This is a genomic window from Candidatus Marimicrobium litorale, from assembly GCF_026262645.1.
GTDB lineage: Bacteria > Pseudomonadota > Gammaproteobacteria > Pseudomonadales > Halieaceae > Marimicrobium > Marimicrobium litorale.
This window is the reverse complement of record NZ_SHNO01000001.1, coordinates 3,582,511-3,605,909: the sequence shown is the minus strand read 5'-3', so window position 1 is coordinate 3,605,909 and position 23,399 is coordinate 3,582,511. Positions and strand designations below refer to the sequence as shown.

21 protein-coding genes and 5 pseudogenes are annotated in these 23,399 nt (G+C 49.9%); 13 read left to right on the top strand and 13 right to left on the bottom strand.

The window, feature by feature from the left end; all coding sequences use genetic code 11:
• Nucleotides 1-236 precede the first annotated feature (236 nt).
• The 4 genes and pseudogenes from EYC82_RS16105 to EYC82_RS16090 form a co-directional block, all read right to left on the bottom strand.
• A complete protein-coding gene (locus EYC82_RS16105; protein WP_279250568.1) occupies nt 237-1,232 on the bottom strand; it encodes a nucleoside hydrolase in 996 nt (331 codons plus the stop codon).
• Nucleotides 1,233-1,717: 485 nt separating this feature from the next.
• On the bottom strand, nt 1,718-2,122 hold the full coding sequence (locus tag EYC82_RS16100) for a YchJ family protein (protein ID WP_279250567.1): 405 nt from the start codon (nt 2,120-2,122) through the stop codon (nt 1,718-1,720).
• 108 nt (nt 2,123-2,230) lie between these two features.
• A pseudogene (locus EYC82_RS16095) lies at nt 2,231-2,365 on the bottom strand (IS6 family transposase); the annotation flags it as partial.
• Between the two features lie 141 nt (nt 2,366-2,506).
• Nucleotides 2,507-3,088, bottom strand: a complete 582-nt coding sequence (locus EYC82_RS16090; RefSeq protein ID WP_279250566.1) for a TetR/AcrR family transcriptional regulator — start codon at nt 3,086-3,088, stop codon at nt 2,507-2,509.
• 247 nt (nt 3,089-3,335) lie between these two features.
• Here EYC82_RS16090 and EYC82_RS16085 point away from each other — a divergent pair, with 247 nt between their 5' ends.
• The 10 genes from EYC82_RS16085 to EYC82_RS16040 all read left to right on the top strand — a co-directional run bounded on the left by EYC82_RS16085 (nt 3,336) and on the right by EYC82_RS16040 (nt 11,754).
• On the top strand, nt 3,336-4,184 hold the full coding sequence (locus EYC82_RS16085) for an SDR family NAD(P)-dependent oxidoreductase (RefSeq protein WP_279250565.1): 849 nt from the start codon (nt 3,336-3,338) through the stop codon (nt 4,182-4,184).
• Nucleotides 4,185-4,223: 39 nt separating this feature from the next.
• Nucleotides 4,224-5,150: an alpha/beta hydrolase gene (locus EYC82_RS16080; RefSeq protein WP_279250564.1), complete on the top strand. Its 927-nt coding sequence runs from the start codon at nt 4,224-4,226 to the stop codon at nt 5,148-5,150.
• A gap of 48 nt (nt 5,151-5,198) precedes the next feature.
• Nucleotides 5,199-5,990, top strand: a complete 792-nt coding sequence (locus EYC82_RS16075) for an SDR family NAD(P)-dependent oxidoreductase (protein ID WP_279250563.1) — start codon at nt 5,199-5,201, stop codon at nt 5,988-5,990.
• A 46-nt stretch (nt 5,991-6,036) separates the two neighbouring features.
• On the top strand, nt 6,037-6,879 hold the full coding sequence (locus tag EYC82_RS16070) for a flavin-containing monooxygenase (protein ID WP_279250562.1): 843 nt from the start codon (nt 6,037-6,039) through the stop codon (nt 6,877-6,879).
• Between the two features lie 8 nt (nt 6,880-6,887).
• The gene (locus EYC82_RS16065; RefSeq protein WP_279250561.1) at nt 6,888-7,556 is read left to right on the top strand and encodes an HAD family hydrolase; all 669 of its coding nucleotides are present in this window, start codon (nt 6,888-6,890) and stop codon (nt 7,554-7,556) included.
• Between the two features lie 31 nt (nt 7,557-7,587).
• On the top strand, nt 7,588-8,385 hold the full coding sequence (locus EYC82_RS16060; RefSeq protein ID WP_279250560.1) for an SDR family NAD(P)-dependent oxidoreductase: 798 nt from the start codon (nt 7,588-7,590) through the stop codon (nt 8,383-8,385).
• Between the two features lie 82 nt (nt 8,386-8,467).
• Nucleotides 8,468-8,833 (top strand): nuclear transport factor 2 family protein, encoded by a 366-nt coding sequence (locus EYC82_RS16055; protein ID WP_279250559.1) that lies wholly within the window; start codon nt 8,468-8,470, stop codon nt 8,831-8,833.
• 66 nt (nt 8,834-8,899) lie between these two features.
• A complete protein-coding gene (locus EYC82_RS16050; RefSeq protein ID WP_279250558.1) occupies nt 8,900-9,649 on the top strand; it encodes an acetoacetate decarboxylase family protein in 750 nt (249 codons plus the stop codon).
• Nucleotides 9,650-9,665: 16 nt separating this feature from the next.
• A complete protein-coding gene (locus tag EYC82_RS16045) occupies nt 9,666-10,430 on the top strand; it encodes an SDR family NAD(P)-dependent oxidoreductase (RefSeq protein ID WP_279250557.1) in 765 nt (254 codons plus the stop codon).
• A gap of 751 nt (nt 10,431-11,181) precedes the next feature.
• Nucleotides 11,182-11,754 carry an arylesterase gene (locus EYC82_RS16040; RefSeq protein ID WP_279250556.1) on the top strand — a complete coding sequence of 191 codons (573 nt, stop codon included), beginning with the start codon at nt 11,182-11,184 and terminating at the stop codon, nt 11,752-11,754.
• 65 nt (nt 11,755-11,819) lie between these two features.
• On the opposite strand, the gene EYC82_RS16035 is transcribed toward EYC82_RS16040, so the two are convergent.
• The 4 genes and pseudogenes from EYC82_RS16035 to EYC82_RS18205 form a co-directional block, all read right to left on the bottom strand.
• Entirely contained in the window at nt 11,820-12,899 is a 1,080-nt protein-coding gene (locus tag EYC82_RS16035; RefSeq protein WP_279250555.1) for a cytochrome P450 family protein, read from the bottom strand.
• Nucleotides 12,900-12,934: 35 nt separating this feature from the next.
• On the bottom strand, nt 12,935-13,852 hold the full coding sequence (locus tag EYC82_RS16030; protein WP_279250554.1) for a hypothetical protein: 918 nt from the start codon (nt 13,850-13,852) through the stop codon (nt 12,935-12,937).
• Nucleotides 13,849-14,193 carry an acyl carrier protein gene (locus EYC82_RS16025; protein WP_279250553.1) on the bottom strand — a complete coding sequence of 115 codons (345 nt, stop codon included), beginning with the start codon at nt 14,191-14,193 and terminating at the stop codon, nt 13,849-13,851. Before EYC82_RS16025 ends, EYC82_RS16030 begins: the two co-directional genes overlap by 4 nt.
• A 331-nt stretch (nt 14,194-14,524) precedes the next feature.
• Nucleotides 14,525-15,249: pseudogene (locus EYC82_RS18205) on the bottom strand (IS6 family transposase).
• A gap of 380 nt (nt 15,250-15,629) precedes the next feature.
• Here EYC82_RS18205 and EYC82_RS16015 point away from each other — a divergent pair.
• Nucleotides 15,630-16,952, top strand: coding sequence for a carotenoid oxygenase family protein (locus EYC82_RS16015; RefSeq protein WP_279250551.1), 1,323 nt, complete (start codon nt 15,630-15,632; stop codon nt 16,950-16,952).
• Between the two features lie 3 nt (nt 16,953-16,955).
• Here the strand turns inward: EYC82_RS16015 and EYC82_RS16010 are convergent, their stop codons facing one another.
• The 4 genes and pseudogenes from EYC82_RS16010 to EYC82_RS15995 form a co-directional block, all read right to left on the bottom strand.
• Nucleotides 16,956-18,428 (bottom strand): AMP-binding protein, encoded by a 1,473-nt coding sequence (locus EYC82_RS16010; protein WP_279250550.1) that lies wholly within the window; start codon nt 18,426-18,428, stop codon nt 16,956-16,958.
• A 294-nt stretch (nt 18,429-18,722) separates the two neighbouring features.
• Nucleotides 18,723-19,123: pseudogene (locus EYC82_RS18200) on the bottom strand (RNA-binding protein).
• 226 nt (nt 19,124-19,349) lie between these two features.
• A complete protein-coding gene (locus EYC82_RS16000) occupies nt 19,350-19,874 on the bottom strand; it encodes a glycosyltransferase domain-containing protein (RefSeq protein WP_279250549.1) in 525 nt (174 codons plus the stop codon).
• 326 nt (nt 19,875-20,200) lie between these two features.
• Nucleotides 20,201-20,941, bottom strand: a complete 741-nt coding sequence (locus EYC82_RS15995) for a hypothetical protein (RefSeq protein WP_279250548.1) — start codon at nt 20,939-20,941, stop codon at nt 20,201-20,203.
• 313 nt (nt 20,942-21,254) lie between these two features.
• Here EYC82_RS15995 and EYC82_RS15990 point away from each other — a divergent pair.
• A pseudogene (locus EYC82_RS15990) lies at nt 21,255-21,599 on the top strand (IS6 family transposase); the annotation flags it as partial.
• A gap of 441 nt (nt 21,600-22,040) precedes the next feature.
• Here EYC82_RS15990 and EYC82_RS18195 read toward each other — a convergent pair.
• Nucleotides 22,041-22,320 (bottom strand): annotated as a pseudogene (locus tag EYC82_RS18195) (IS6 family transposase); the annotation flags it as partial.
• A gap of 54 nt (nt 22,321-22,374) precedes the next feature.
• Here EYC82_RS18195 and EYC82_RS15985 point away from each other — a divergent pair.
• A complete protein-coding gene (locus EYC82_RS15985; RefSeq protein WP_279250546.1) occupies nt 22,375-23,271 on the top strand; it encodes a hypothetical protein in 897 nt (298 codons plus the stop codon).
• Nucleotides 23,272-23,399 lie beyond the last annotated feature (128 nt).

Below are 23,399 nucleotides of genomic sequence, written 5' to 3'. Positions count from 1 at the left end.
GTGTGGTAACCGGGACGGCTTCGGGTAATTGCGCGACCACCGCAGCGAACAACTGTTCGGTACCATAGGCCGATATTTCGCTAATTTCTGCAGCTTGGTTAACAAGATCAGCGGGGCACTCCAGTCCCAACAGGCTGTTTATTTATCCTCTTTTGTGGAGCATCTATCATCCTGCACTCTCTAACTCGGGATATTTTAAAGTATCTTATTCACTGATTTTATCGAATTTAATACGCTCAGCTATCAGCACCCTGATAACGCTTTACACTTGCTTGCACGGATTCTTCCAGAAGCGTGACGCTGTCCGGATCTACGAAGCTAGTGCAGCCGCGAACTGTGCCAGTATAGACGGTAGCGTCTTGGGGGCGCTGCACCGGTTCTGGCGTAACCGTAAAAAAGTTCTTCGTTGTTGCGGCACTTGTGTCGGGGTAGCCCCCCACTACAGCGGCACCGTGCATGTTGTCTGTGCACATATACAGTTGAGGATTTAGTAAATAGAAAATCGTGTGCGCATCAAATAGTGCCTGTCCGTCAGTTTGCGAGAAGATCGCGCTCCAATATTGCGCATGTGCCTGTGAAGCCTGGCCATAGAATTGTTGTTCCAGGCTTGCACCTCCGGCAGCCCAGTAATCGATGACCCCAGTGGGTAAAATGCCAAATTGTGATACTTCAAACATGATTGCTGTAAACGCCACTTCAGTCTGCTGGAGGACAAGCCCAAGTGCAGTCGGATCCATGGCGAAATTGAAATCTACAACGTCAATGCCCTGCAGTACAGGCTTGCCGTCTCTCGATCCCACCAAACCGACAATCTCTCTGAGCTTATTAAAACTATCAGGGAAGGCACGTTGCAAGCAGGCAATGTCAGTAAATGGGCCCAGCGCGATCAGCGTAACCATTCCACTCGCATTGGTATCTAGAACGTCCCGCATGAGTCGGACTCCATCGTTAACGCAAAAAACTGCGGGCTCACCGCCTAGCGGCTCGAAACGCACTGGCAGGGCATCGAGAAATCCCTCCGCACCGATTCTCAAAATATCCTTGTCGAAGCCGAGTATAGCCAACCCTCTGCGGGCAGATTCGAACGAGGGCTGGGCTTTATTATTACCGAAGCTAGTAATAATACCTTGGATATCAAGATTGGCCTGCAGCGCCAGCGTTACCGCATAGGCGTCGTCAGTATCCGCGGCATGTCGATCTGGACCGTTGGTTGCGCCATTTATGACACCCAAGCCATAGTCCGTAGAAAATATTAAAACGCTGGCAGGGTTTGCGCTATTCGAAGAGCTGCAACCAATTACGATAGACACCAGTGATAATAATACTAATTTGAGAACGCACAGTTTTACCACGATGGCCTCAGGTATGGGCAAAGTCAGCCGCCCTTTTTTGATTGATAGCGTTGATTATCTGGCGACAGTCTACACTACCCCACTAATGCAGAGTGAATAGGTAATCGGGTATCAGCCAACTAGCACTGTGGGACAGCTGAAATCTTGTCTTTTCTCAAGCAACGATTCGAGAATGAGGGATGCGGGGCTTGAACTCGATACGACAAGAGCTGTGAAAAAACCTACTCCCAACAGGACGCTCATTTGTCCTACACCTAAACACTACGTTTTTTTATGATCGGAAAAGTGCGAGCGCCCGACTCTGGGGGATGGCCCATAAGCTGGAGTCGATGGGTGTAATCTGACCCTGGTGCTAACATTCCCAGCTATAGATGCTGCCCTTCAAGGTAGTACCAACGGCCATCTATTTTTTCGAATTGACTGATTTCATGTAGACGATGGCCCTTGCCATCGACCTTGAATCGAGCAACAAACTCCACAGTACCGGTCAAATCACTCGCTCCCCCCAATTCAGCAGTTCTTACGCTGAGACCCAGCCAGCGGTGCTTCCCTTCCAAGCTTACTTTACTTGGGCGCGTACCTGGGTGCCAAGTCGCCAGCAAATAGGGCTCGTCACATGCTACAAACGCGCAGTACCGAGAGCGCATCAACTGTTCAGCGGTTTGGGGAGTTTCTCCGCACACTAAATAGCGACCACAGCACCTGGAATAATTCGCTTCGCTGCCACAGGGGCATACCGCTGAATCAACTTGAGGTTTTTTGATCGTCATACCAGTGAGGCTATCACATGCTAGGCGCCCTCCTCTGCGCCAGACTGCCCACCTTTCGGCAAATCTTGGGCAGAGTACAGATAGGGCCATGGAGTCAGCTGGCGGGCTACTGACAGTGATACCTCGTTCAGCGAGTAGATCTTCAATATCTCGATGGCTTAAATTGAATTTGCAGTAAAGCCAGACAGCGCAGCTGATGATATCAGATGGGGGGCGCCTAGCTGGAATCGGCGACGCTTGCAGGTATTCATTGACAGATTCTACCCATTACCGCGACTTAATCTGGCACTACCAGGTCCGATGGGAATCGGTGGCGTTTATATGTATTCATGCACCGATTCTATCAATTTGGTCAGGTTGACTTGTCAGTACCCCAATAAATATTCAGTCAGTCTCTTCCACCTCTGAGTCTGTAGCCGTCAGTAACAACGCTGCCATTTGGTTCTGCAGTTTCAATTGCTCCGCAACGTGGTGCTCGTCTAAAGGGTCCAGCTGAAATATTTTCTGGTGCAGGGGGGCGAGCGTTATATAACCCAGCAGCATGCTATGAAAAGCCATGATGACGGGTGTAATAGCCGAGGACTGTTCCAGGACCTTCGAGAAGAACGGTCTGTACCATTCCGTCACAAGCTTCTCCAGGTGTTCGCCCGAACTGAGTGTCGCCTGCTGGATGAGACGCGGAATATTGGGATTGTCGATATGGTGTTTTACCAACTGCTCCAATAGCTCAAATGACTGCGGCTCTACCACGCTGGCGGGGAGCTCCGTAACCGCTTTCATCGGCGTGAACAGGCGATCTATCACTGCATCGTAGATGGCAGCTTTGCTACTGTAGTGTTTATAGATGGCAGGCCCGCGAACCCCCACTGTATCGGCGATATCCACGATTGAGGTCGCCTCATAACCGGTGTTTGCGAACAGCGTCTCCGCGGCGTCCAGAATACGGGTTTTGGAGGAGCTGATCATCGAGCTGTTCCTGGTTCGTTAAGGCTGCAAGGCTAAACCGCCAATGGTTGACGTACTGCCTCTACTCGATTAGGTTACAGGTTAGTAACCTATAACTCCAGCCCCACGCTATAGCGGCGCTTTTATGGCAAGGCGTCAAGGTCGTAGGTCTCCGATACGAATGCTTCGTGGTAGTCGTTCAGAGAAGCGTAGATCAGCGCATAACGACTCGAATGAAGTAGAACCGGGACAAAATCAGGACAAAACAATGAATGAGTTTGGGAGCAAGACTGCAGTTGTCACGGGCGCGGCTAGCGGCATCGGCCTACAACTGGCCAAGGTATTCGCCGAGCAGGGCATGAACGTGGTCCTGGCGGATATAGAACAGAATAAACTGGATGATGCCGTTGTTGAGGTAACCGCTATTGGCGTGAAAGCGATCGGCGTACTGACGGATGTCGGTTCTGGTGAGTCTGTAGCGGCATTGTGTCGGGCCACGGTTGAACGCTTTGGCAGTGTGCAGATCCTGTGCAACAACGCTGGCGTGTACACTGGTGGTCTGCTCTGGGAACAAACTGAAGACGACTACGAATGGCTAATGAAGGTGAACCAGTGGGGGATCATCCACGGCATGCGTCATTTCGTCCCGCAAATGATTGCACAGGGAGATGAATGCCATATTGTGAACACCTCTTCCATGGCATCGATGTGCACCCTGCCCTTTGCCGGTATTTACCACATGACCAAACATGCGGCTCTGGCGCTGAGCGAGTGCCTGTTTCACGAACTGGCTATGACAGCACCACAAATTAGCGTATCCGTGCTTTGTCCGGAACTAGTGAACACGAGTATTGCGACGTCTTCACGCAATCGCCCTGCTGATTTGGCAGAAGAGAACATCACTGACATGCAAAAAATGTCGATGACGGCGATTACCGATGCCACTGCCGGCTCTTTGGCACCGCGAGTATTGGCAGAGCGTGTACTGCAGGCTATCAAAGATCAGCTGTTCTATGTATTACCACCTGCCGAAAACCCCTGGCGCGAGACAGCGAATACCCGGCTTGACGATTTGCGCGAAGTGCGGAATCCAACCTTCGCTCCGCCTGCCATATAGGCGTCAAGTGGTGTATTCGCATTTCAGGAGAGCATCGTAGTGGCTGATAAATACAGTCTACATAACGACTTCAAAAAGGTCCCGGTACTGAATGTCAAATTCAGCCCACTGATCATCGCACCTTTGAACTTTCTATTGCGATTGACTCGAGTACTGGCAAAGCGGCCAGAGGGCGTCACCATCGTCCCCCGCAGCGTTACGGCCGATGACGGAGAGCCGATCAAGGTTAGAGTGATAACACCAGACAATGTACAGTCCGACGCGCCTTGCTTGATCTATTACCACGGTGGCGCTTTCGCCATGACGTTTTCCAGCATGCATATCGAAAATTCCGCACGCTATGCAAGAGCAACAGGCTGCATAGTCGTATTCGTCTGTTATCGACTGGCCATGAAAAACCCATTCCCCGATGGGTTTGACGATTCTTATACAGCGCTGAGCTGGGTTGTTGCGAACGCAAGAAGACTCGGTGTCGATCAATCGCGCATCGCTGTGGGCGGTGATAGCGCAGGGGGCGCATTGGCTGCAGGCGTTGCGCAGAAGTGCAGAGATAAAGATCTGATTCAGCTCTGCGGCCAGATGCTGATTTATCCTGTCCTGGACCATCGCTGCGGCACCACCTCGGCCACAGACTTTGTGGATGTTCCTTTGTGGAATGCCATATCGAACAAGCGCATGTGGGACATGTATCTGAAGAATTTCAATTCGTCAGCGCCTCCACTCTACGCAACACCAGGCCATGGCGAAGTGAGCAACTTACCCGCTACATATATCGAAACTGCTGAGTTCGACCCCCTTCGCGATGAGGGACTCAATTATGCTGCGCTACTGACAGCGAAGAAAAATATACTACTGCTCAATGAAACGAGCGGCACAATTCATGGTTACGATGGTTATGGAAAAAATGAAATTGTCGTTGCCTCAATGCAAAAAAGGATTGACTTCTTAAAGACGGTTTTCGCCTGAATAGAGCAGTACCGTCGCAGGAAGAAGCGATAGAAACAGGACGCAATCATGAGTAAACGCTTACAAAACAAAGTAGCGCTGGTTACTGGCGCTGCCTCCGGCATTGGTTTCGCCTGCGCCAAACGCTTTGCCGAAGAGGGTGCTGCCGTAGTTGGCCTCGATCTTAAGGCGTCTGAGCACTGGGATGAAATCGCATCGTTAACGAACAACAATCTCTTCATTGAAGCCGACGTCACCAGCCTTGCAGCACAGCAGGCGGTGGTCGCTCAGGCAGTAGAAACCTTTGGTTCTCTGGATGCTCTGGTTACGTCTGCAGGAATTGGCGATGCCGGGCCTGTACACATGGTTGACGAAGACGCCTGGCGACACGTGATCAACATCAATCTCAATGGCACCTTTTTCTCAACCAAAGCCGTATTGCCCCAGATGATGGAGCAGCGCAGTGGCAGTATCGTCACCATTGCCAGTTGCGAAGGCGTCGTTGCCACCGAGGGTGGTAGTTCATACAACGCATCTAAAGCAGGCGTGGTAAATCTAAGTAAGAACATTGCCATCGACTACGGCCGTATGGGCATACGGTGCAACGCTTTGTGCCCTGGGTTTATTGAAACTCCAATGTTCGACAGCGTACTCAATCAGGATTTCATGAAAGAAGTGAAGGCCGACATCATGGCGCAAACCAAACTGGGACGCTTTGGTGAGCCGGTGGAAATGGCAAATGTTGCCCTGTTCCTGGCGTCAGAAGAAGCGTCATTCGTTACTGGCCAAGCCATCGTAGCCGATGGCGGTTACATTGCCGGTCATAGCCACGGCATCGTGGAGATGATGGGCCTAACATGAGCTCCACACCGATGCTACAGCCTTGGCGAACTCAGGGAATATAGCTATGCAAGATACACCCACATTGCGCGTCGCCATCATTGGCACAGGAATAGCAGCGGGTCTTGAGCTTTTTCAAAAAGTCTTCACTGAGTTCACGATTTTTGATGCACTTGACGCCCCAGGTGGCACCTGGAGCCTAAACACCTACCCCGGTCTGGCTTGCGATGTCTGGGCTCACTCCTACTCATTTTCCTATGCCCCGAACCCCGACTGGACAGCGAGCTTTGTCGAGCAGCCCGAGATTCAGCCCTATCTGGCGCGTTGTGCGACGGAATTCGGACTGGACTCACACATGACGCTGAACACCAAAATCAGCAGTGCGCACTATCAGGAAGGTGGCAACTGGAAACTACAAACCAGCCAGGGTGATGAGCATGAGTTCGACGTTGTCATCAATGCCATGGGCAATCAGCACACGCCGCAGTTTCCCGATGTCCCCGGGATGGACTCTTTTGAGGGAGACAGCTGGCACGGAACACACTGGAACCACGATGCAGATCTGGCAGGGAAGCGCGTCATCGTAGTGGGCTCAGCAGCAAGCGCAGTGCAAATTGTGCCCGCTGCCTTTGTAATACGCGGCGCTCAATCGGGTGCTTATCCACAAGATCTGGATCAAGATTATCTTGGCTTGGGTGGTAACAAAGTAGCCGTGCGCTCCTCTGCACAAGGAGAGGACGGCGCAGAGGCTTCATTCGCGGGGCAGTATGACTCCGTTCTCAATGTTGTTGGAGAAGTGCATCTACGCAGCGCTATAGATCACTGCGTAGCATCCGGCACTACCGAGCGCACCCTCGTCTATCAAGTAAATCAAGGTGACACGGGTTGTGTGACCCTGCTAACGGAGTGATCAATGACATGAGCAATGACACGAGCAATGACACGACAGCAAAACTGAAAGCAGTGATCTTCGATTTCGGCGGCGTCTTTACAGACTCGCCCTTTCACGCCTTTACCGCCTACGCAGAAAAGATCGGCGCATCCGACAAACAGGTCACCGACATTGCCTTCGGCGGTTACGGACATGATGGCAGCCACCCTTGGCACCAGGTAGAACGTGGTGAGATTTCACTTGAAAGCGCACGCGACAGCATTCTGGCGCTAGGGCAAGCGCAGGGGCTGAATGTCGACATTTGGGAGGTATTCATGGCCATGGCCGAAAACGGGGGCGGGCTGCGCACCGAACTGGTTGAATACGTTGCAAAAATTCGTGCCTCAGGTTTAGGCACCGGCATAATCACTAACAATGTTTTAGAGCTCAAAGAGCACTGGCGAGGCATGTTGCCCGTGGATGATTTGTTCGACTTTGTCATCGATAGCAGCGAAGTCGGTATGCGCAAGCCAAACCCCGCCATTTTTGTAAAAGCATTGGAGATAGGCGGCCTCGCTGCAGAAGAAGTGATCTTTCTAGACGACTTTGAAGGCAATGTTATTGCTGCACGAGAGCTTAACATTCGCTCAATACTGGTGGATGGCGATGGTGCGAAGACCGTCGCCGACCTTGATGCCGCATTAGGTCTGAACTAGATATTGCAGTGCCTCTACTGAGCGTCAATCGATGAAAACACTCCATCAAAAGGTTGTTGTGATAACCGGTGCGGCCAGCGGTATTGGTCAGGCGCTTGCTCGCGCCATCGCCGCCAGAGGTGCCGTGCTGGCCCTGGTGGATATCGATGAATCCGGACTTCAAGCTATTAGCGAGGAACTGTCAAAAACTGGCTCTACAGTGTCATCCCACAGAGCCGACGTCAGCGACCGAGCCAGCATGGAACAACTCCCTTCGGCTATCGTCACGGCGCATGGATCGATCGATGTGCTGATCAACAATGCAGGCGTAAGCGTCGGCGCGATGTTTGACGATCATTCGATTGAAGACGCCGAGTGGTTGTTGGATATAAATCTGAAGGGCCTCATTTACGGCTGTAAATTTTTTCTGCCCTATTTGAAACAATCGCCCGAAGCCCACATTGTGAATCTATCCAGCATGTTTGGTTTCTTTAGTATGCCCGGACAGGCGATGTACTCAGCCTCCAAAGCAGGTGTTCGCGGTTTCTCCGAAGCACTGTGGACTGAGCTGGCCTCAACCACCGTGCGTGTAACCACCGTGCACCCTGGCACCATTCGAAGCAATGTCATTCGCACTTCACGCATGCTGGATGCCGACGCACAGGCAAAGGCCTCCGAGCTGCAGGAAAAGTATGGGATGCCGACGGACAAAGCCGCCGAAAAAATTGTTAGAGCCGTCGAACGAAAAAAATTACGCGTTATTGTTGGTGCCGATGCGCATATCGCGGAGTTCCTGAAACGGATTTTCCCCGTTTCGTTTCAGCGCTTTATAGGATTTTTCTTTAGATAACGCCTCGCTAGGGCAGAACACTCTGGCTAGGACCGAAAACAGACCGGCGACCCTATTCAAATAAACAAGAGAGTAACTAAAAATGGCAAAATCAAAGGCACAAGTATTACTGGAGCGGTACTGGGAAGAAGCCAGCAACCAAGGCAACTACGAGTTAGTACGCGAGGTTTGCGCAGACCCCATTATTCGTCATGACCCCGAGGGTAAAACCACAGCCCTCAGCCATCAGGAGCAGATTGATCGTGTAAGGATGGTGCGTGAGGACGTTGGCATTCATATCGAACGAATTATTACTCACGCCGACGATACATATGTAACCTCAATTTGGGAAATCACATCCGAGAAAGACGAGTCACTACAACTCTGTGGTATTGAGGTATTTAAGGTTGAAGATGGAAAGCTAGCGCATTGCTGGAACACGCCCTACGGCAACGGAAAATGGGGATAAGGCGCTTGGAATTTTCTCTTGTAAAAAGCAATTCCGCAACCTAACTATTTCAGGAGCTAGCATGTCATGTCGTCAATGAGCCCCCATGCAGATCGCAGATTCAATATTGAAGGCGAGGACCTTGGCTATCCCACCCTGTTTCACAACGGCAGTACGTCAGTGGGTATGTTCATTGTACCGAGCAGGGTCGCGAACGAACTGATTGCCGACAGTGGCTTCACCGTCGCGGAGGTGGCGCCCGGCAAGGCCGTATTGAGCTTCGCGGGCGTACACTATACCGATACCGAATGTGGCACCTATGAAGAAATTGGCTGCGCCTTCTTTGTGAACAAAGTCTCTGGTAAGCCCCTACTTCCCTACCTCGGTACCTGGATCAATATTCTGCGCGGTAATCAGCCATCATTCACTTGGTTTTTACCGGTAACGGAAAAGTCAGCCCTGGAGTGCGGCATTCAGATGTGGGGCTATCCCAAGACAATCGAAGACATTCGCCACAGTAAATCTTCTGACCGTAGCGTAACGACACTGCACCGTGATGGGCAGGAAATATTGCGTTATAGCGTTAGCAACACAGGTTCCGGGACTCTCAAGCCGCTAAATTCACCGGTCTATTCTATTTTTGAAGGCAAACCGCATCTGGGTTACCTGTCACAACAATTTTCCGATGCAGCCTACGGTCGTGATGGTGAACTGGCACTGTCAGACCATGATCTCGTAGCGCCTCTGCGCCGGCTGGGCCTGCCAAAAAAACCGCTGATGTCTGGGCACATGGGCAAGTTGCGTTTCAGTATGAGCGCACCTGAACCACTGACTTAGGACGAGCTTTGTGTCAATGAAACCTGGAACAGTAGTGATAACAGGCGGTGCCAGCGGTATTGGACGAGCTTTTGTCGAGCGTTGGGCATCGCGGGGCTGGCACGTTTGCGTGCTGGACATGAACGAGACTGCCCTTGGCGAGCTGGCTTCTGAACGAGTCAGCACATTCATATGCGACGTAGCAAACCTTGAGCAGGTACAGGCGACCATACAGGCTATACTTACGCAGCAAGGAGCCATCGATCGTCTGGTTCATTGCGCCGCCATCATGCCTGCAGGGAAATTGGCGACGATGGACCCCAAAACCACCAATCTTCTCATGTCTGTGAATTACGGAGGTACGGTGAACGTAGTACACACTGTGATGCTGGAGATGCTGATCCGCGATGCTGGAGAGATCATTGTCTTTGGCTCGACGGGAGGTGCCATACCGGTACTGGACTGCGGCGCCTACTGTGCCACCAAGGCGGCAACAAACTTCTATTTAGAAATACTGGCCGAAGAGAACCGCGATACAGGATTGCATTTCATGCTGGTGTGTCCACCCCTAGTCAACACTCCACTTCTGCAACAAGCGATGGCTACCGCCCAGCCAAAAACCGTAAGTTACTCCATAGAAAAGCAGCGTTATATGACACCGAATCAGGTGGTCGATGCGGTTGAGCGAGGCCTAAAGAAGAAGGTACCGATACTTTGGCCTGGCATGGAGGCCAAGATACTTCAGTGGCTGAGGCGCTTTTCACCGCGACTGCTGTGGAAAGTTATGCACGCCGCGAACTAAGTCTTATTTCGTTTCCACTGAAGATCTTCAATCCCGCCAGAAAGTACTGACATATTAACTTCGGAAGGCGACGGAAGTGAGCACCTGAAACATAAGCAACCGCCCTATCAATTCATTGAACGGGTTTCGACAAGTTAACTCCTTCAGGCTCAGGAATTCTTGCCTCAGGTCTCACGCCACGGCCCTACTCACTCACCGAACGCGCTGAGCCTGTGCATGGCGAATTGCTATTTCACTCTGTGAATATGTACCGTACCGTTCGGCCCCAGCTCGGAAGTTCGGTCCAGGAAACCACCTAGCATTCTTCCACTTACAGCAACCAAACCAGCGAACAGACCCAACCCAGGCTCAGCATATGTTCAATCTCGGTCACCCTCACCTGACAACCTAGGTAACCTAGTTAGCTTTCTTTGGCTTGCTGCCCTGCTTCTCTGTAGACCACCCGACTCATAATCCCGGTCGCTGAGAGTAAATCGATAGTAGAGCCAGACGGCGTAGCTGATAATGTCCGATGGGGGGCGCCTAGCCGGAATCTGTGTCATTTATATGTATTCATCACCAGATTATCTCATTTAGGCGCGTTAACTTGGCGATACCATCAAATTATTACAAACAACGGATTGCGGACAATCATTTATCGCGGTTCAGGCTATTAAATGACCTGGAACTAAACTAGAGTTTCCACGAAGCCCGGATGGCTTGCTATCCAGTGAAGACAACGGTGGTATAAAATTGTAAGGACAGCGACAACATGGAGCATATCGATAGGTGGACGCTGCTCGTTTTGGGTGACAGCATTAGTGCCTCATATGGATTGGAGTTGACTCAAGGATGGGTTGCCGGGCTAGAACGAGCTCTGCGGGAAACGTACTCCGACTGTACCGTCATTAATGCGAGTGTATTCGGCGCGACCACAGCCGATGGGCTTAAACTTTTACCCGAGCTCCTTGAAAAATATCGACCCAACCTCATTGTAGTCGAGCTAGGCGGAAACGATGTGCTTAGGGCCTCACCCTTGCCATCTTTAAAAGAGAATCTGAGCAGACTGGTAGACACATCTCAACAGGGTGGTGCCCTCGTCGTCCTGGCTCCAGCAGAAGCGCTAGGCGAACACGGCGGGCGATATGCTGCGGGTGTTCGAAAGGTCTTTCGGGAGATTGCAGAGAGTTTCAGTTGCGTTTTGGCGCCGTTTATTCTCGAGAATGTTTACCGAGAGCCGGATTTAATGCAGGACGACGGTATACACCCAAACGCAGCAGCCCAAGCACAGATGGTTCAGACGATGCTACCATCAATTTTTAGCGCTATGGATGGTCGCACATAGCGACGTTGCAGCACTCTTTAAGGCCCAACAGAGAAACGAATTTTTCGGTATAGATAAACGAGTACCTAGGCTGGTACGCAAGCACTTTTAGAATCCGAGAACGCCAGAAAAACGCCATCGGGTTCAATATCCGCTTTGTGAGAAAAGCCATTTGGATAGAGTTCGGCGACAAGCCTTTCCGCTAGATTAATAATGCCGATCGAAAGTTGTTTTCCAATGCAGGTATGTACTCCCTTCCCGAAGCCGATGTCATGCGCACTTGTGCCGCTTGCCGACCCATCGACCGTGAGTTCGCTCTCAGTAGGCACCAGGTACACGTAAACCGTATCACCGACCATAAAATTGACGCCAGCAATCTCGGTTTCGGCGACACACTCTCGAGGAACAAATGACGTAGGGCGATAGCGATGGGTGTGTTCAACAAATTTTGATTTATTATCTTCAATCAGATTCGCACATATTGCGCCTGAAACAGGGTCTATTCCCATCGCGATGAACGCCTGAGCTACAAGATGGCTCACATGATCTGTCTCTTCTCTACCTGGAATGTTCCTGTCTTGGTACAAATATTCCAAGGTTGTGTTCATTGCTAGTTGTCGGGCGGGGTGAAAATGAACACAAAAAATATTACAGCGCATATCCAGAGCGCGCATAATTCTTAACAATGAAAAATTGGTTAGTTTCGCAATTACTAAGGCGCTACAGACTCGGGTAAACTTGTCGGCAAATTCTACTGGACTTACGATTCTATCTTTTCTCTTTCGAAAATAATCTCCGATAATTCTCTCTTTGTTTTCTAGCTCATAGTTTGCCTCCTCCAATATGACATTGAACTCTTTTTTTAGCTGACGGTGCTCGTCGCCCTCTTTAAACAGCGGTATATTTTCATAAAATTGATCAATCAGCTCAACAGATTTTCCTCCGCTAGCCAAGTGTTCCAAACCAGCCTTAAAATAGTTTGAGTTTTGAAAGTTCTTTGACGTTAATACTTGAGACGAAATGCTGGTATCGAATACGATAACCGCACGATCCTCTTCGTCTCCAATCACCTTGATGGAGCAATCTCCACTGGATCCGTACAAAGTTCGTCGGCGGGTCGCTCGATCTAACGTCCGCACCAAGTCAAACTGTGTTTTTAGCTTCATTAACGAAATAACTCCATTTCTGGCCTATACAAAGCCTATTTACACCAGTGGATTATCGGGTAAAAATTTTTGGTTTCCCAAAGATACTCTAGCGTAGAGTGCGAGTCTCCTCCTACAAGTTCGACACAGGCTGCCAGAGAAGATGCTTTCCACTGCTCTACCAGATCAACATCAAATTTGCTGTTTTCAGCAAAGAAAATGCGAATGTCATTCTTACTCATTTGAAGTTGATCAGTAGGTACGCAATTCCCTCTGAATTCATAGGGAGGGGAAAACAAAAGCAGTCGCTCGGGCTGTGCGTAGTTGGCGAAATTCATCGCCGCAAAGCCCCCACTAGACGTACCCAAAACTGTGAGATGCGATTTTGCCGGCAGCTTCTCACAAAGTAGTTTCGCGAGGTCATCAAAATCGTCCGCAATCGAATTCATGCCCAGCGTGAAGTACTGCTTCATCGGGTCACGCAAATAGATGATTTGATCGAAGTGGTCTTTCACCGCAAGATGAAAAATCTGGACCGGGATATTGATACGCAGAGAGTTTCCTGCAAAGCAAATCAGGACATTATTAACCTCTGGTTTTTTAGTAACCATTTGAAAATCGGGCGTAATATGTTCCATCGTCAGACATTCGTCAGGATTGGATTGTTTAAGCAATTCGTAGGTGGGATGGTCAACCTCCGAGGCCTCCATAAGCGTCAATAATTTTTTAACCGAGGCCGCGCGGCCGTAACTCATTACCCAATTGAGCGCATTGCGATCGATTTTGGTTTGACTACCCGATTCTAAATTTAGAAAGCCTTGCGCTACCATTTGTACCATTTTGTTCTGCGCAAAGCGCGCTGCGTCCCGCAGAAGATCGGGTTTTACGACAATTTCTTCGAGAGACTCAGAAGCAGCGAACCGTCTTTTGCAGAGAGAGCCCGGCTCATGCAACTTGAGGTATTCGTAGTTCATACAAGCGCTACCAGGGTTTGTAGCGTAATTTTTTCATCGAGCTTGTCGATTTCAATTTCAATACCATAGTCTTCTTCAATTTGAAGCAACATTTCAAAGAAATCGAGAGAGTCAATGCCAAGTTCAGCGATTGGGGTGTTATCAATATCCGTCCCGATATCATCGCGTAACAAATTTAGAAGTTCTTTTCGTATTATGTATTCTGCATTTTTCAAAACATTTCCCCGTTGAAAGTATGCGCCCGCCGTTGCCATTTCAGTTGCGGCGGCCACACTGGCGAAAACCACTGATAGCCAAGAAATGGATATGCAAGGTACCCATTTTGCCAGGCCGCTAAACATTGCCCCCAATCTGGTAACGGACGCAAACGCGCTATCGGAACCTTCAGTAAAAAGGTTCCGCTTTAGCAATAAGCAATAAATATGCCAACCTATTTGAGCCCCCTGTTTCCGCGGTGAAAAGGGAGTAAACCTCTTGTTCTGTAAATAAAGCTGACAGTGAAAACTGGCGGCCAATAAGCGTCGTGAGGTAGCTCTGGACGGGGTTATGGCAACTTAATTCATTGAGGCGGCAGGAATCTGCCACCTGACCTCAGGCTACAGCCGCATTCCAATCAGCAAACGGGTACTGACAAGCTAACTCATCAAGGCCTGTAAAATCGCACCCTCGGTCTCATGCAACTGCCTTACTCCATTCAGCGAACGCACTGATCCTCAGATTCCGTTGATGTTCAGCTCGAACTAAAAGCCTTCCCAGATTGAACAAATTCCTAACAGCGGTATGGGCAGTCACGAATCCCTGAGCTTGTCTCATGAATTTGAACATTCGCATCACTCGCTATCTCACCCTGGTCGCCTCGTGAGATTGTTCGGCCCTATTGCTCTCATGTTGCTTGGTACTGTCGATCACCTCGGGCAGCAGTTCGCGATGAGCAACACCATAGCTCCGCAATTTATCTGTGACGATCTTTCTGAGCTCGACCCCATGGCTTCGCAGCAAGCGCGTGAAGAAACGCTTTGCAGTGGCCTCATCTCGCTTTGCCTGTAGATACACATCAACGACCGATCCATCTTAATCGACCGCCCGCCAAACGTTATGTTTCTTGCTGCTAATCTGAATAGTCCGGCACACCGGCGAACACTTCATCGATGTGAAAAGTATCGTCGTAGCCTCGATGTTATCGCTTGAGTCTTCTGCCGTAGAGAGCACTGAAATTTGACGGACCAGAGGCGGATCGCCTCTCGACTAACATTGATGCCTTGCTTGGCGAGGAGGTCTTCACTATTTCGGAAGCTGCGATTGAATCTGTAGTAAAGCGGGACAGCATAGGAGATGATATCTGGCGGGAATCGATGGCTTACGTTGAATCTGTAATAGAGGTAGACGGCGTAAGAGATGATATCGGGTTGGGCGCCTAGCCAGAATCGGTGACGTTTATATGTGTTCATGCGCCGATTGCATCGATCTCGATCACTTCATTTCACGGTACCCCACAGGTGGATATTTCGAGAATGTTCCAGTTCACTTGGCAGTATGATGGAGAAAATCTACTCCCAGCAGGCCGCTTATTTGTTCTATACTTTGTATGTTATCGCCCAGCAAATAAAAGGTGTCCTTATCTGGGCATCCAGATTGGGCCTCCTGGTCGACGTCTGATAGCCCAGCCCCCTACCATTATCGAGCTTTGTGAACGCCCTGCTTGCTGGAAGAAAAATACTGCAGTCGAGGAGGCCGCTAAAATCGTTATCGCCATCGCCATCGGAGACAGGGTCAAACTGTGAGCCGACCTGAACCAAAACTCTTCTGGATGACAGGCGTTTTTGCCCCGGTCGCGGAGGAAATCACCGAGACTGACCTGCGGATAACAGGCACTCTCCCTGTTGAGCTGAATGGCCGCTACTTCCGCAATGGCGCCAATCCAAGAGTGCGAGCTAGCTCAGACTGGTTTCTTGGGGAAGGCATGATCCACGGCGTAGAACTGAAGAACGGCAAGGCCACCTGGTATCGCAATCGCTATGTCAGAACACCACTGCTCGAGAAAGATGAGATAGTGGCTGAACACATCGTCGTGCCGGGCAACTCCCTCGCCAACACCCATGTTATTAGCCATGCCGGAAAAATTCTGGCCTTGCAGGAAATGCAGCCCCCGATAGAGGTGACAAAAAATCTGGAAACGGTCGGAATGTATACCTTCAGGGGAAGACTGCAGAGCAATATGACGGCACATCCGAAGATATGTCCTGTCACCGGTGAGATGATGTTTTTTGGTTACGGGCTACTGCCTCCATTCCTTACTTATCACCGTGTCTCAGCTGAGGGGGAGCTGGTCCAGTCGGAGGTAGTGGACGTGCAGGCGGCCACGATGGTCCACGATTTCTTAATTACACGCAACCACGTGGTATTTATGGATTTGCCCATGCTGTGGGACCTCGAAAAGCTATCAGGGACTGACATCCCGGTAAGCTTTGATGAGAGCTATGGCGCGCGCCTGGGCGTAATGCCGAGAAACGGTTCAAACAAGGACATCAAGTGGTTCGATATTGACCCCTGTTATATCTATCACACCCTGAATGCCTATGAAATAGGTAGCAAAATCATTGTGAGAGCGCCGCGCATGGTTGGATACGCCTCCGTTGGCATGGATCACCCGCCCGTTCCGCGGCTTCATGAGTGGACGCTTAACCTAGACAGTCAGACATGCACAGAGCACCAATTGGACGACCTGGGTGTCGATTTTCCGACTGTTCCAGATGCTCATATAGGGCGCGACCATCGCTATGGTTACGCTGCACAACTGGCACAGGATGGGGTTCCCCTCGTTCTGGGCTTTCACAAGTATGACTTTCAAACGGGCTCCAGAAGCTCTCACATGTTGAATAATCACAGGCTTGGCAGCGAACCGTCATTTGTCGCAGCAGAGAATGCGGTGTCGGAAGACGACGGTTACCTTATCAGTTATGTCTACGATCCTACGGAGGCCAAAAGCGAACTGGTTATTTTCAACGCCAGCCAGCTAAGTGACGATCCGCTTGCACGCATACATCTCCCGGCACGTGTGCCAGCCGGCTTTCATGGCAGCTGGATACCCGACCCGGCCTGATTGTCAGGCAGTTTTCTGCGGCTTCCCAGCAAATACCAGGTTTCGCAATTTTTCCCGGTCAATTTTCTCCATGCCAGTCTGCGTGCGCGGGAAGGGGTGCATCTTTGCAAACCTTATCTGATCAAATTCCTGGAACTTGCGTGACAGATTATTCATACGCCGTTTATCGGGCCACTGCTCACATTCGATAACGACAATCACCTCAGCCTGGTCGCCCTCACTAACACCGGAAAACAAGCAGGCGTTACTCACGCCGAGAAAATCCTGTACATAGTTTTCAAATGGGGAGGCCGGGAACTTCTGTCCACGGAAATTCACCACATCGACGTTGCGGCCGAGTATACGGATTCGGCCATCAGCACGACGAACTGCAATATCGCCCGGGTAGAAGCATCCGTTCCGGAACATGATTTCGCTGACCTCAGCGTCGTCCAGATACGACTCGCAGTCCTGCTCTTCCAGTTTTATGCGAAGCTGACCTTCCTGGTCAACTGGGCATATAGAGTCGTTAATATCGACAATTTCAACTCGGCGAATGTGAGTTGGGGCCAGCCAGTGTAAATTATCAAGGTCATTTACCATGGATTCCAGTGACGCGATCGCAACCTCGGTGGAGCCATAGCTGACGGCCAAATTCTGTGTCAAATCAGCGAGGACCTGTTCAGCCACCTGACGCGAGATGAAGCCGCCGGATGCGTATAAAATAAGATTTTCAAGAGGCGTCTTGTTCCCCCTTTCGGCTACGACCTTGAGCAATTGATTGAGGTAATCCGGAAGCAGAACAGACCTGGTCACACCACTGTTAAGGAAATAGTGAGGCCATTCAGGGCGTTGATCGATGATCACACATCCCCCTGCCCGCCAGGTCGACAGGGGCAACAGATATCCTACTGATGTCCATTGGCCGTAACTGATACAGTGAAAATATGTTTCTCCATCAAGGCCCATCTGTTGGATTCGCTCTGTATCACGTTTCTCCTGCTGGCCTGCCGAAATAAGCAGTTTCTTGTAGTAGCCGGTGGTACCCGATGTGTAGAGGATGTGGCCTCCAGCTACTTTACTGACTCTAGTCATACTAGTTGGGGGGTTGCCGTTGTACTCAGGATTGGGGATTCTAACAGTCCTGCTTCCTGCAAGAGCGCCAAATTTGACTTGGTACTGCGAGAGCTCTTTTTCCGTTGTTACGAATGCTGCAATATTCTTGATCGCCAGTATTTTCAGAACTTCAACCCGGTGCACGCATATTGTGTTCAGACCAAGGGATTGGAGCGCGAGAATAGCAGTCCAACAATCCAGTCGGTCGTCTATGACAATCACAGCAGTGTGACCCTCAGTGAGGTCACGTGTGGCAATAAAATCTGCCGTAGTGCCTATGGCATTGGCAAACTGGGAAAATTGAATACTAGTGCTGTTGTGTATGATGACTGGCTTGGATGGGTGCTCACTTGCGAGAGCATCAATCATCAGGTAACTCATCAAAAGACTCCACGAACAGCAACCGGCGCAGTGAATCCCAACTCACTGAGAATGTAAAGTGAGAGGGGTTTAAAGTTTCTGCTTCACTTTGGGATCATCATTCCAAAAAATATTCGCTCGCAGAGCGAGGGCTTTGAATTTAATAGCACTATCCAAATTTAACGCAACACGACTGCCCTAATAAACCGATTTAAAATCGCCGCGACGATGCACTGGAATTGATAGCCAAGGTGCCTGACACCTCAAAGTGAGTCATTGACAACTTACTCGCAAAGACCGATAAAATCCAGCCACCTAATCCCAGGCTACCGCCTTTCCCCATTCTGTAACCGCACTGACTCTGACATCACGATAATGCTGGGCCCTCATCATTTGCCTGCCAAGATTGAATAAATTGCAGCCAGCAGCATGGGCTGTAACAAATCGCTGCGCCTGCCTTGCCGATTTGAACTTCCGGATTCCACCTTCATCGATGTAGAGAGTATCGCCGAATCCTCAGTGCTTTCGCTTCAATCTGCATGAGTAAATGGGTCCGAACTTGATGCACCATAGGAGGATTGATTCCCGGGTGAAGATAACCCCTCGCTCAGCTAGGAGATTTTCGATGTCACGATGGCTGAGATTGGAGCGATAGTAGAGCCAAACCGCATAAAAATGATATCTGGTGGGAATCGGTGGCACTTGTATTTATTCATCGCCAGATTATCTCATTTCCGCGAGTTAAGTTGGCGGCACCCATTTCGACCAAACCTCCCAATACTGCACCCGACATCAACAAGATTCGATATGCCCGACGGCATAAATTCTAGCAGATCACGCCGTGCTCCAATGCACGGCTTATTTAGAGTCGAGTCTTCTTTCACGCTATCCTCATAGCCGTAACTGGAGCCTAAAAAAATTGTGATTCATTGTCGAAAACCTTTAGCTTAACAAAGCGTGTCTAAGCCTAGTTTGAAGAGTTTTTAGTCTGCTCCCCCTGTGTGGATATCTTCGGAAAAAAGGACTTGGCCTTCGAAAACTGGCATCCCAATACATGGCTGGTATTTCCGTGTTCCACAGTATGTAGGGAAGGCTCAACTGGTCGCGTTTCGTATATTGCTGAAACTGGTGCCACCACTCTTCCATTGCGGCAGCAAGCTCAGGGTGCCGATGCCAACGAAAAATCACACCGTTCGCAGTCAATACCTGATTCCGAGGCATACCCTGATCAAACATATGTTGCAGCTGCGCTTGATAAACTTGAGAATCCAGTTCGTCAAACCGCCCCAAATCCAAACAGGCCGACACCTCCTCCTCCACATCACGTCGACCCTGATGAAGAAATAGCCCGATCGCCGCACCGCTTGCCACGAACTCTTCAAACAAGGTTGCCAGATCACCAATGAGACCGATATTTCCATCGACATATATGGAGTATTCAAATTCCGGGAAGATCTGATGTGCCATGAACTTATGATACCGGTTGATCGAAACACTGCAGGGAAATGACTCCCTCAACGGCATACTCTCCCATCCCGATACGCACTCCCCCCTATCGGTGAACAAGACGAAACGCATGGGAATTGTCTGCTTAGCAGGCCTGAGAACGACGTCGTATCCAGCAGTAACAGCTGTGTACACCACCACCTGATCCGAAGTCATTGCCGAGGATTGTATAGGTTCAATTACACTCAATGTCTATTTCCCGACCAAGGTTTGACCACAGCCATACCTAGCGCCACAGTGTCTGTCGCCTGTGAAAACACAATCGGACGCCAGACCATCGATCGCTTTCACTCCATAATTTTATAGTGCTGACCAGTAGATCTCTTATAGTCACCATTGTCACTGTATTTCTGCCACACCAGTTCGCCGGTAGGAAATTTTCCGCCCCATCTTTCTGGCTGCCTGCTGGCAACACAAAAAAAGTAAATAGGGAACACAGGGTTATGGTTGCTGCTGATATACAGCACCCTGAACCCCCGCTCCTCAAAGTATGAAATAATTCCGAACTCGGTGAACCTGTGATAGTCCCGATATGAATCCTTCGCCCAGTGCTCGATCTGCATAAAAGGTACGACCAGAATCACAATATCTCTGGTTAGATCGCACAGGACATCGAACGCTGTGCTTACATCAAACACGTGTTCTAATGTGGTGTGATTGAAAACGACGTCATATCTGCTTGAGAACTCCCCGTCAGGAGGCAAGGAAAGGTCAAGGCTGACTTCCCGACCACCATCCGATGCTCCACGTACGCCGCCGAAATTTGATATCGAATAACTTCCCTTATTGGGAAAGTAGTTCGCATAGACATCCCCTTGCTTATCTTCATCGTTCCAGCCAGAGACGTTGATCAAATCTCCACAGAAGAGAGCGCCAAAACGTCGTAACTCCTGGTTCGACCATCGCCTGGGGTTCCATTCAGGGTGCGACCTGCGCATCAGCCGCGCTAGTCGAGAAAACCCAGTCTTGGCTATCAATCGCATCGCTTTCTGGGAAAACGAGTGGTCAGTGTCATTTTTTGTATTCATTAAAGTCAATACCGGAGTCGTTGGTATATTCCTCTAGCCTGCAAATCCAATATGAGTGCTCTTACATATTATTTACATTGAGATCCACTCAGAGGCCCAAAGTCACATCTCAACGGGAGTAACAGAACTTGAGAGCCTGCGAGTATTGTACCGATGATCATGTGGTTTTTGTAACTTTCCACCCAAAAACGTGACAGGGAGAATTAGACCTGTTCAAACAAGCACGGTTGATCGGATCCCCAATCGCTTTCTCACTCGAATTATCAGAAACGGTATCGCCAACTTAACTATCCGGAATTGATAGAATCGGCGGATGAATACTTACAAGCGTCACCGATTCCCACCTGACATCATCAGTTACGCTGTGTGGCTCTACTACCCCCTTAACTTGCGCCATCGTGATATTGAAGATCTACTTGCCGAACGGGTCATCGTTACTCGTGAGTCGATCCGCCTATGGTGCATCAAGTTCGGAACCATTTACTCACGCAGATTAAAGCGAAAGCACCGCGGCTACGGCGAGACCTTCTACATCGAGGAAGTGTTCGCCGGTGTGCCGGAGCATTCAGATCAGCGGCAAGCCACATAACCTTTGGCTTGCTGTCGATCCGATGGCGAGGGGGTTGATGTGTATTTACACGCTAAGCGTGACGCGGCTGGATATGCCGCGCAGCCTGCCTGGCAGTCTCGGTGCGCCGCGGATCGACGACGACAAGCTTCAAACCGTTTTCCTGGGCACGTTTCAGGCGTCGTCCGGGAAAGGATAGAGCAGGCAAAACACTCGCTGTCACAATATCTTTGCCAGAGTCGTTTGTACTGTAGTCAATCTTTCACATCGACCCCTCACTAATTCGTAGATTTTCGATGCTTGAAAATGTATCGATTATGGTATCAGCGACGAGGATATTGAAACTATCGCCCTACGCGAGATCGGCGTAATCCAAATAAATATCCAGCATCCCATCCAGCGCCACTAAGCCAGCCACCGTGAGCACGTCGTAGTCGATACCTGCATTCAACCTGCGTATCTCAGTGGCCAATATCGAATTGGTATCTCGCGATTAGCTACCACCTTTCCATTTTGGTCGACGGCTCTTCAAAGATAGTGCCGCCTGGCGTTGATCTTGACGAAGACTTCATCAATATAAAAGGTATCTCTGTAGCCTCGGTGCTTTCATTTCAAAGGACGTGTATAAATGGCTCCGAACTTGATGCACCAGAGACAGACTGCTTCTCGCGTGACGATGATGCCTCGCTCAGCTAGGAGATTTTCGATGTCACGATGGCTTAGGTTGAATCGGTAGTAGAGCCAGACGGCGTAGAAGATGATATCAGGTAGGGGCGCCTAGCCGGAATCGATGCCGTTTGTATTTGTTCATCGGCCGATTCCAGCAATTTCGGTGACTTAACGTGGCGGCACCCTAGCAGACCCTATGAAAATGTGGTTAAGTCTTTCTTTCGTCTCCATCGGCATAATTTGTATGCTCGATCACTTCAAAGCCATATCAGTATCGACCTGGTTAAGCCCGTTAATCGGTAGAAGTCATAACGACAGGTTAGAATTCCAAATATACTTTTTCTCCTGCAGTATGATCGTTATCGCAGGCCTGGTTTCTCTCGCCATCAACCTTTATCAATATTATTTTCTAAACGTACATGACATAAAAGCAATTTTCTCCTGCATATTCTTAATCGTGACAGGAGTGGCCTTTCACTATGTTGGTAGTCGCTACAAGCATCCAGAGAAAGCAGGCGCTGTGCTTATCACTTGCGTGGCAGCGCTTATAGGTCTGAATTGGCTGACTAACCAGGGAAGCCAAGGTAGCCTGCCGCTCTGGTTTGCACCCTTGTTTATTATCACCGCCGCCATGTTACGGGGCCGTTTATTAGCAATCGTGGGAACCTACCTAACCTTGATGATCGTGATATCTATCTTCCTGGAATGGCGCTTACCGCAAGGGATGGTAGTTTACGGATCTTCAGAAGCGCAGTTATTCGATACCAGCGCCGTCCTCTTTCTATCGACTATTATCTGCTTTTCGCTGACCCTTTTTGTTACCTATGCGTATCGGCAGGAACGAGACCTGACACTCGCCCTTGAGATTGAGAAGCTTAAAAAGGAAAGCCTCCTTGACGCGGCATTATTGGAAACTAATCAACTGAAATCGCTATTGCCCATTTGTGCCTGGTGCAAACAAATCAAAAATGACGATGGGTCCTGGGCAAGCTTCGAACGGTACTTATCCGAACACAGCAAAACAGATATAACCCACGGCATATGTCCCGCTTGTTTGATTGAAGCAGAAAAAAAAGATACGGAAAGCAGCTGATGTAGATGTAGTTGATTCTTATACATTTTCGAAAGCTCATCTCTCAGACAGTCAGTCGATCCGCTGCCCTCATTCTCGTAATTACTCTAGTATCGTGTGGCGGGGGGGGGGGCTGCGGTGTGAGGTAG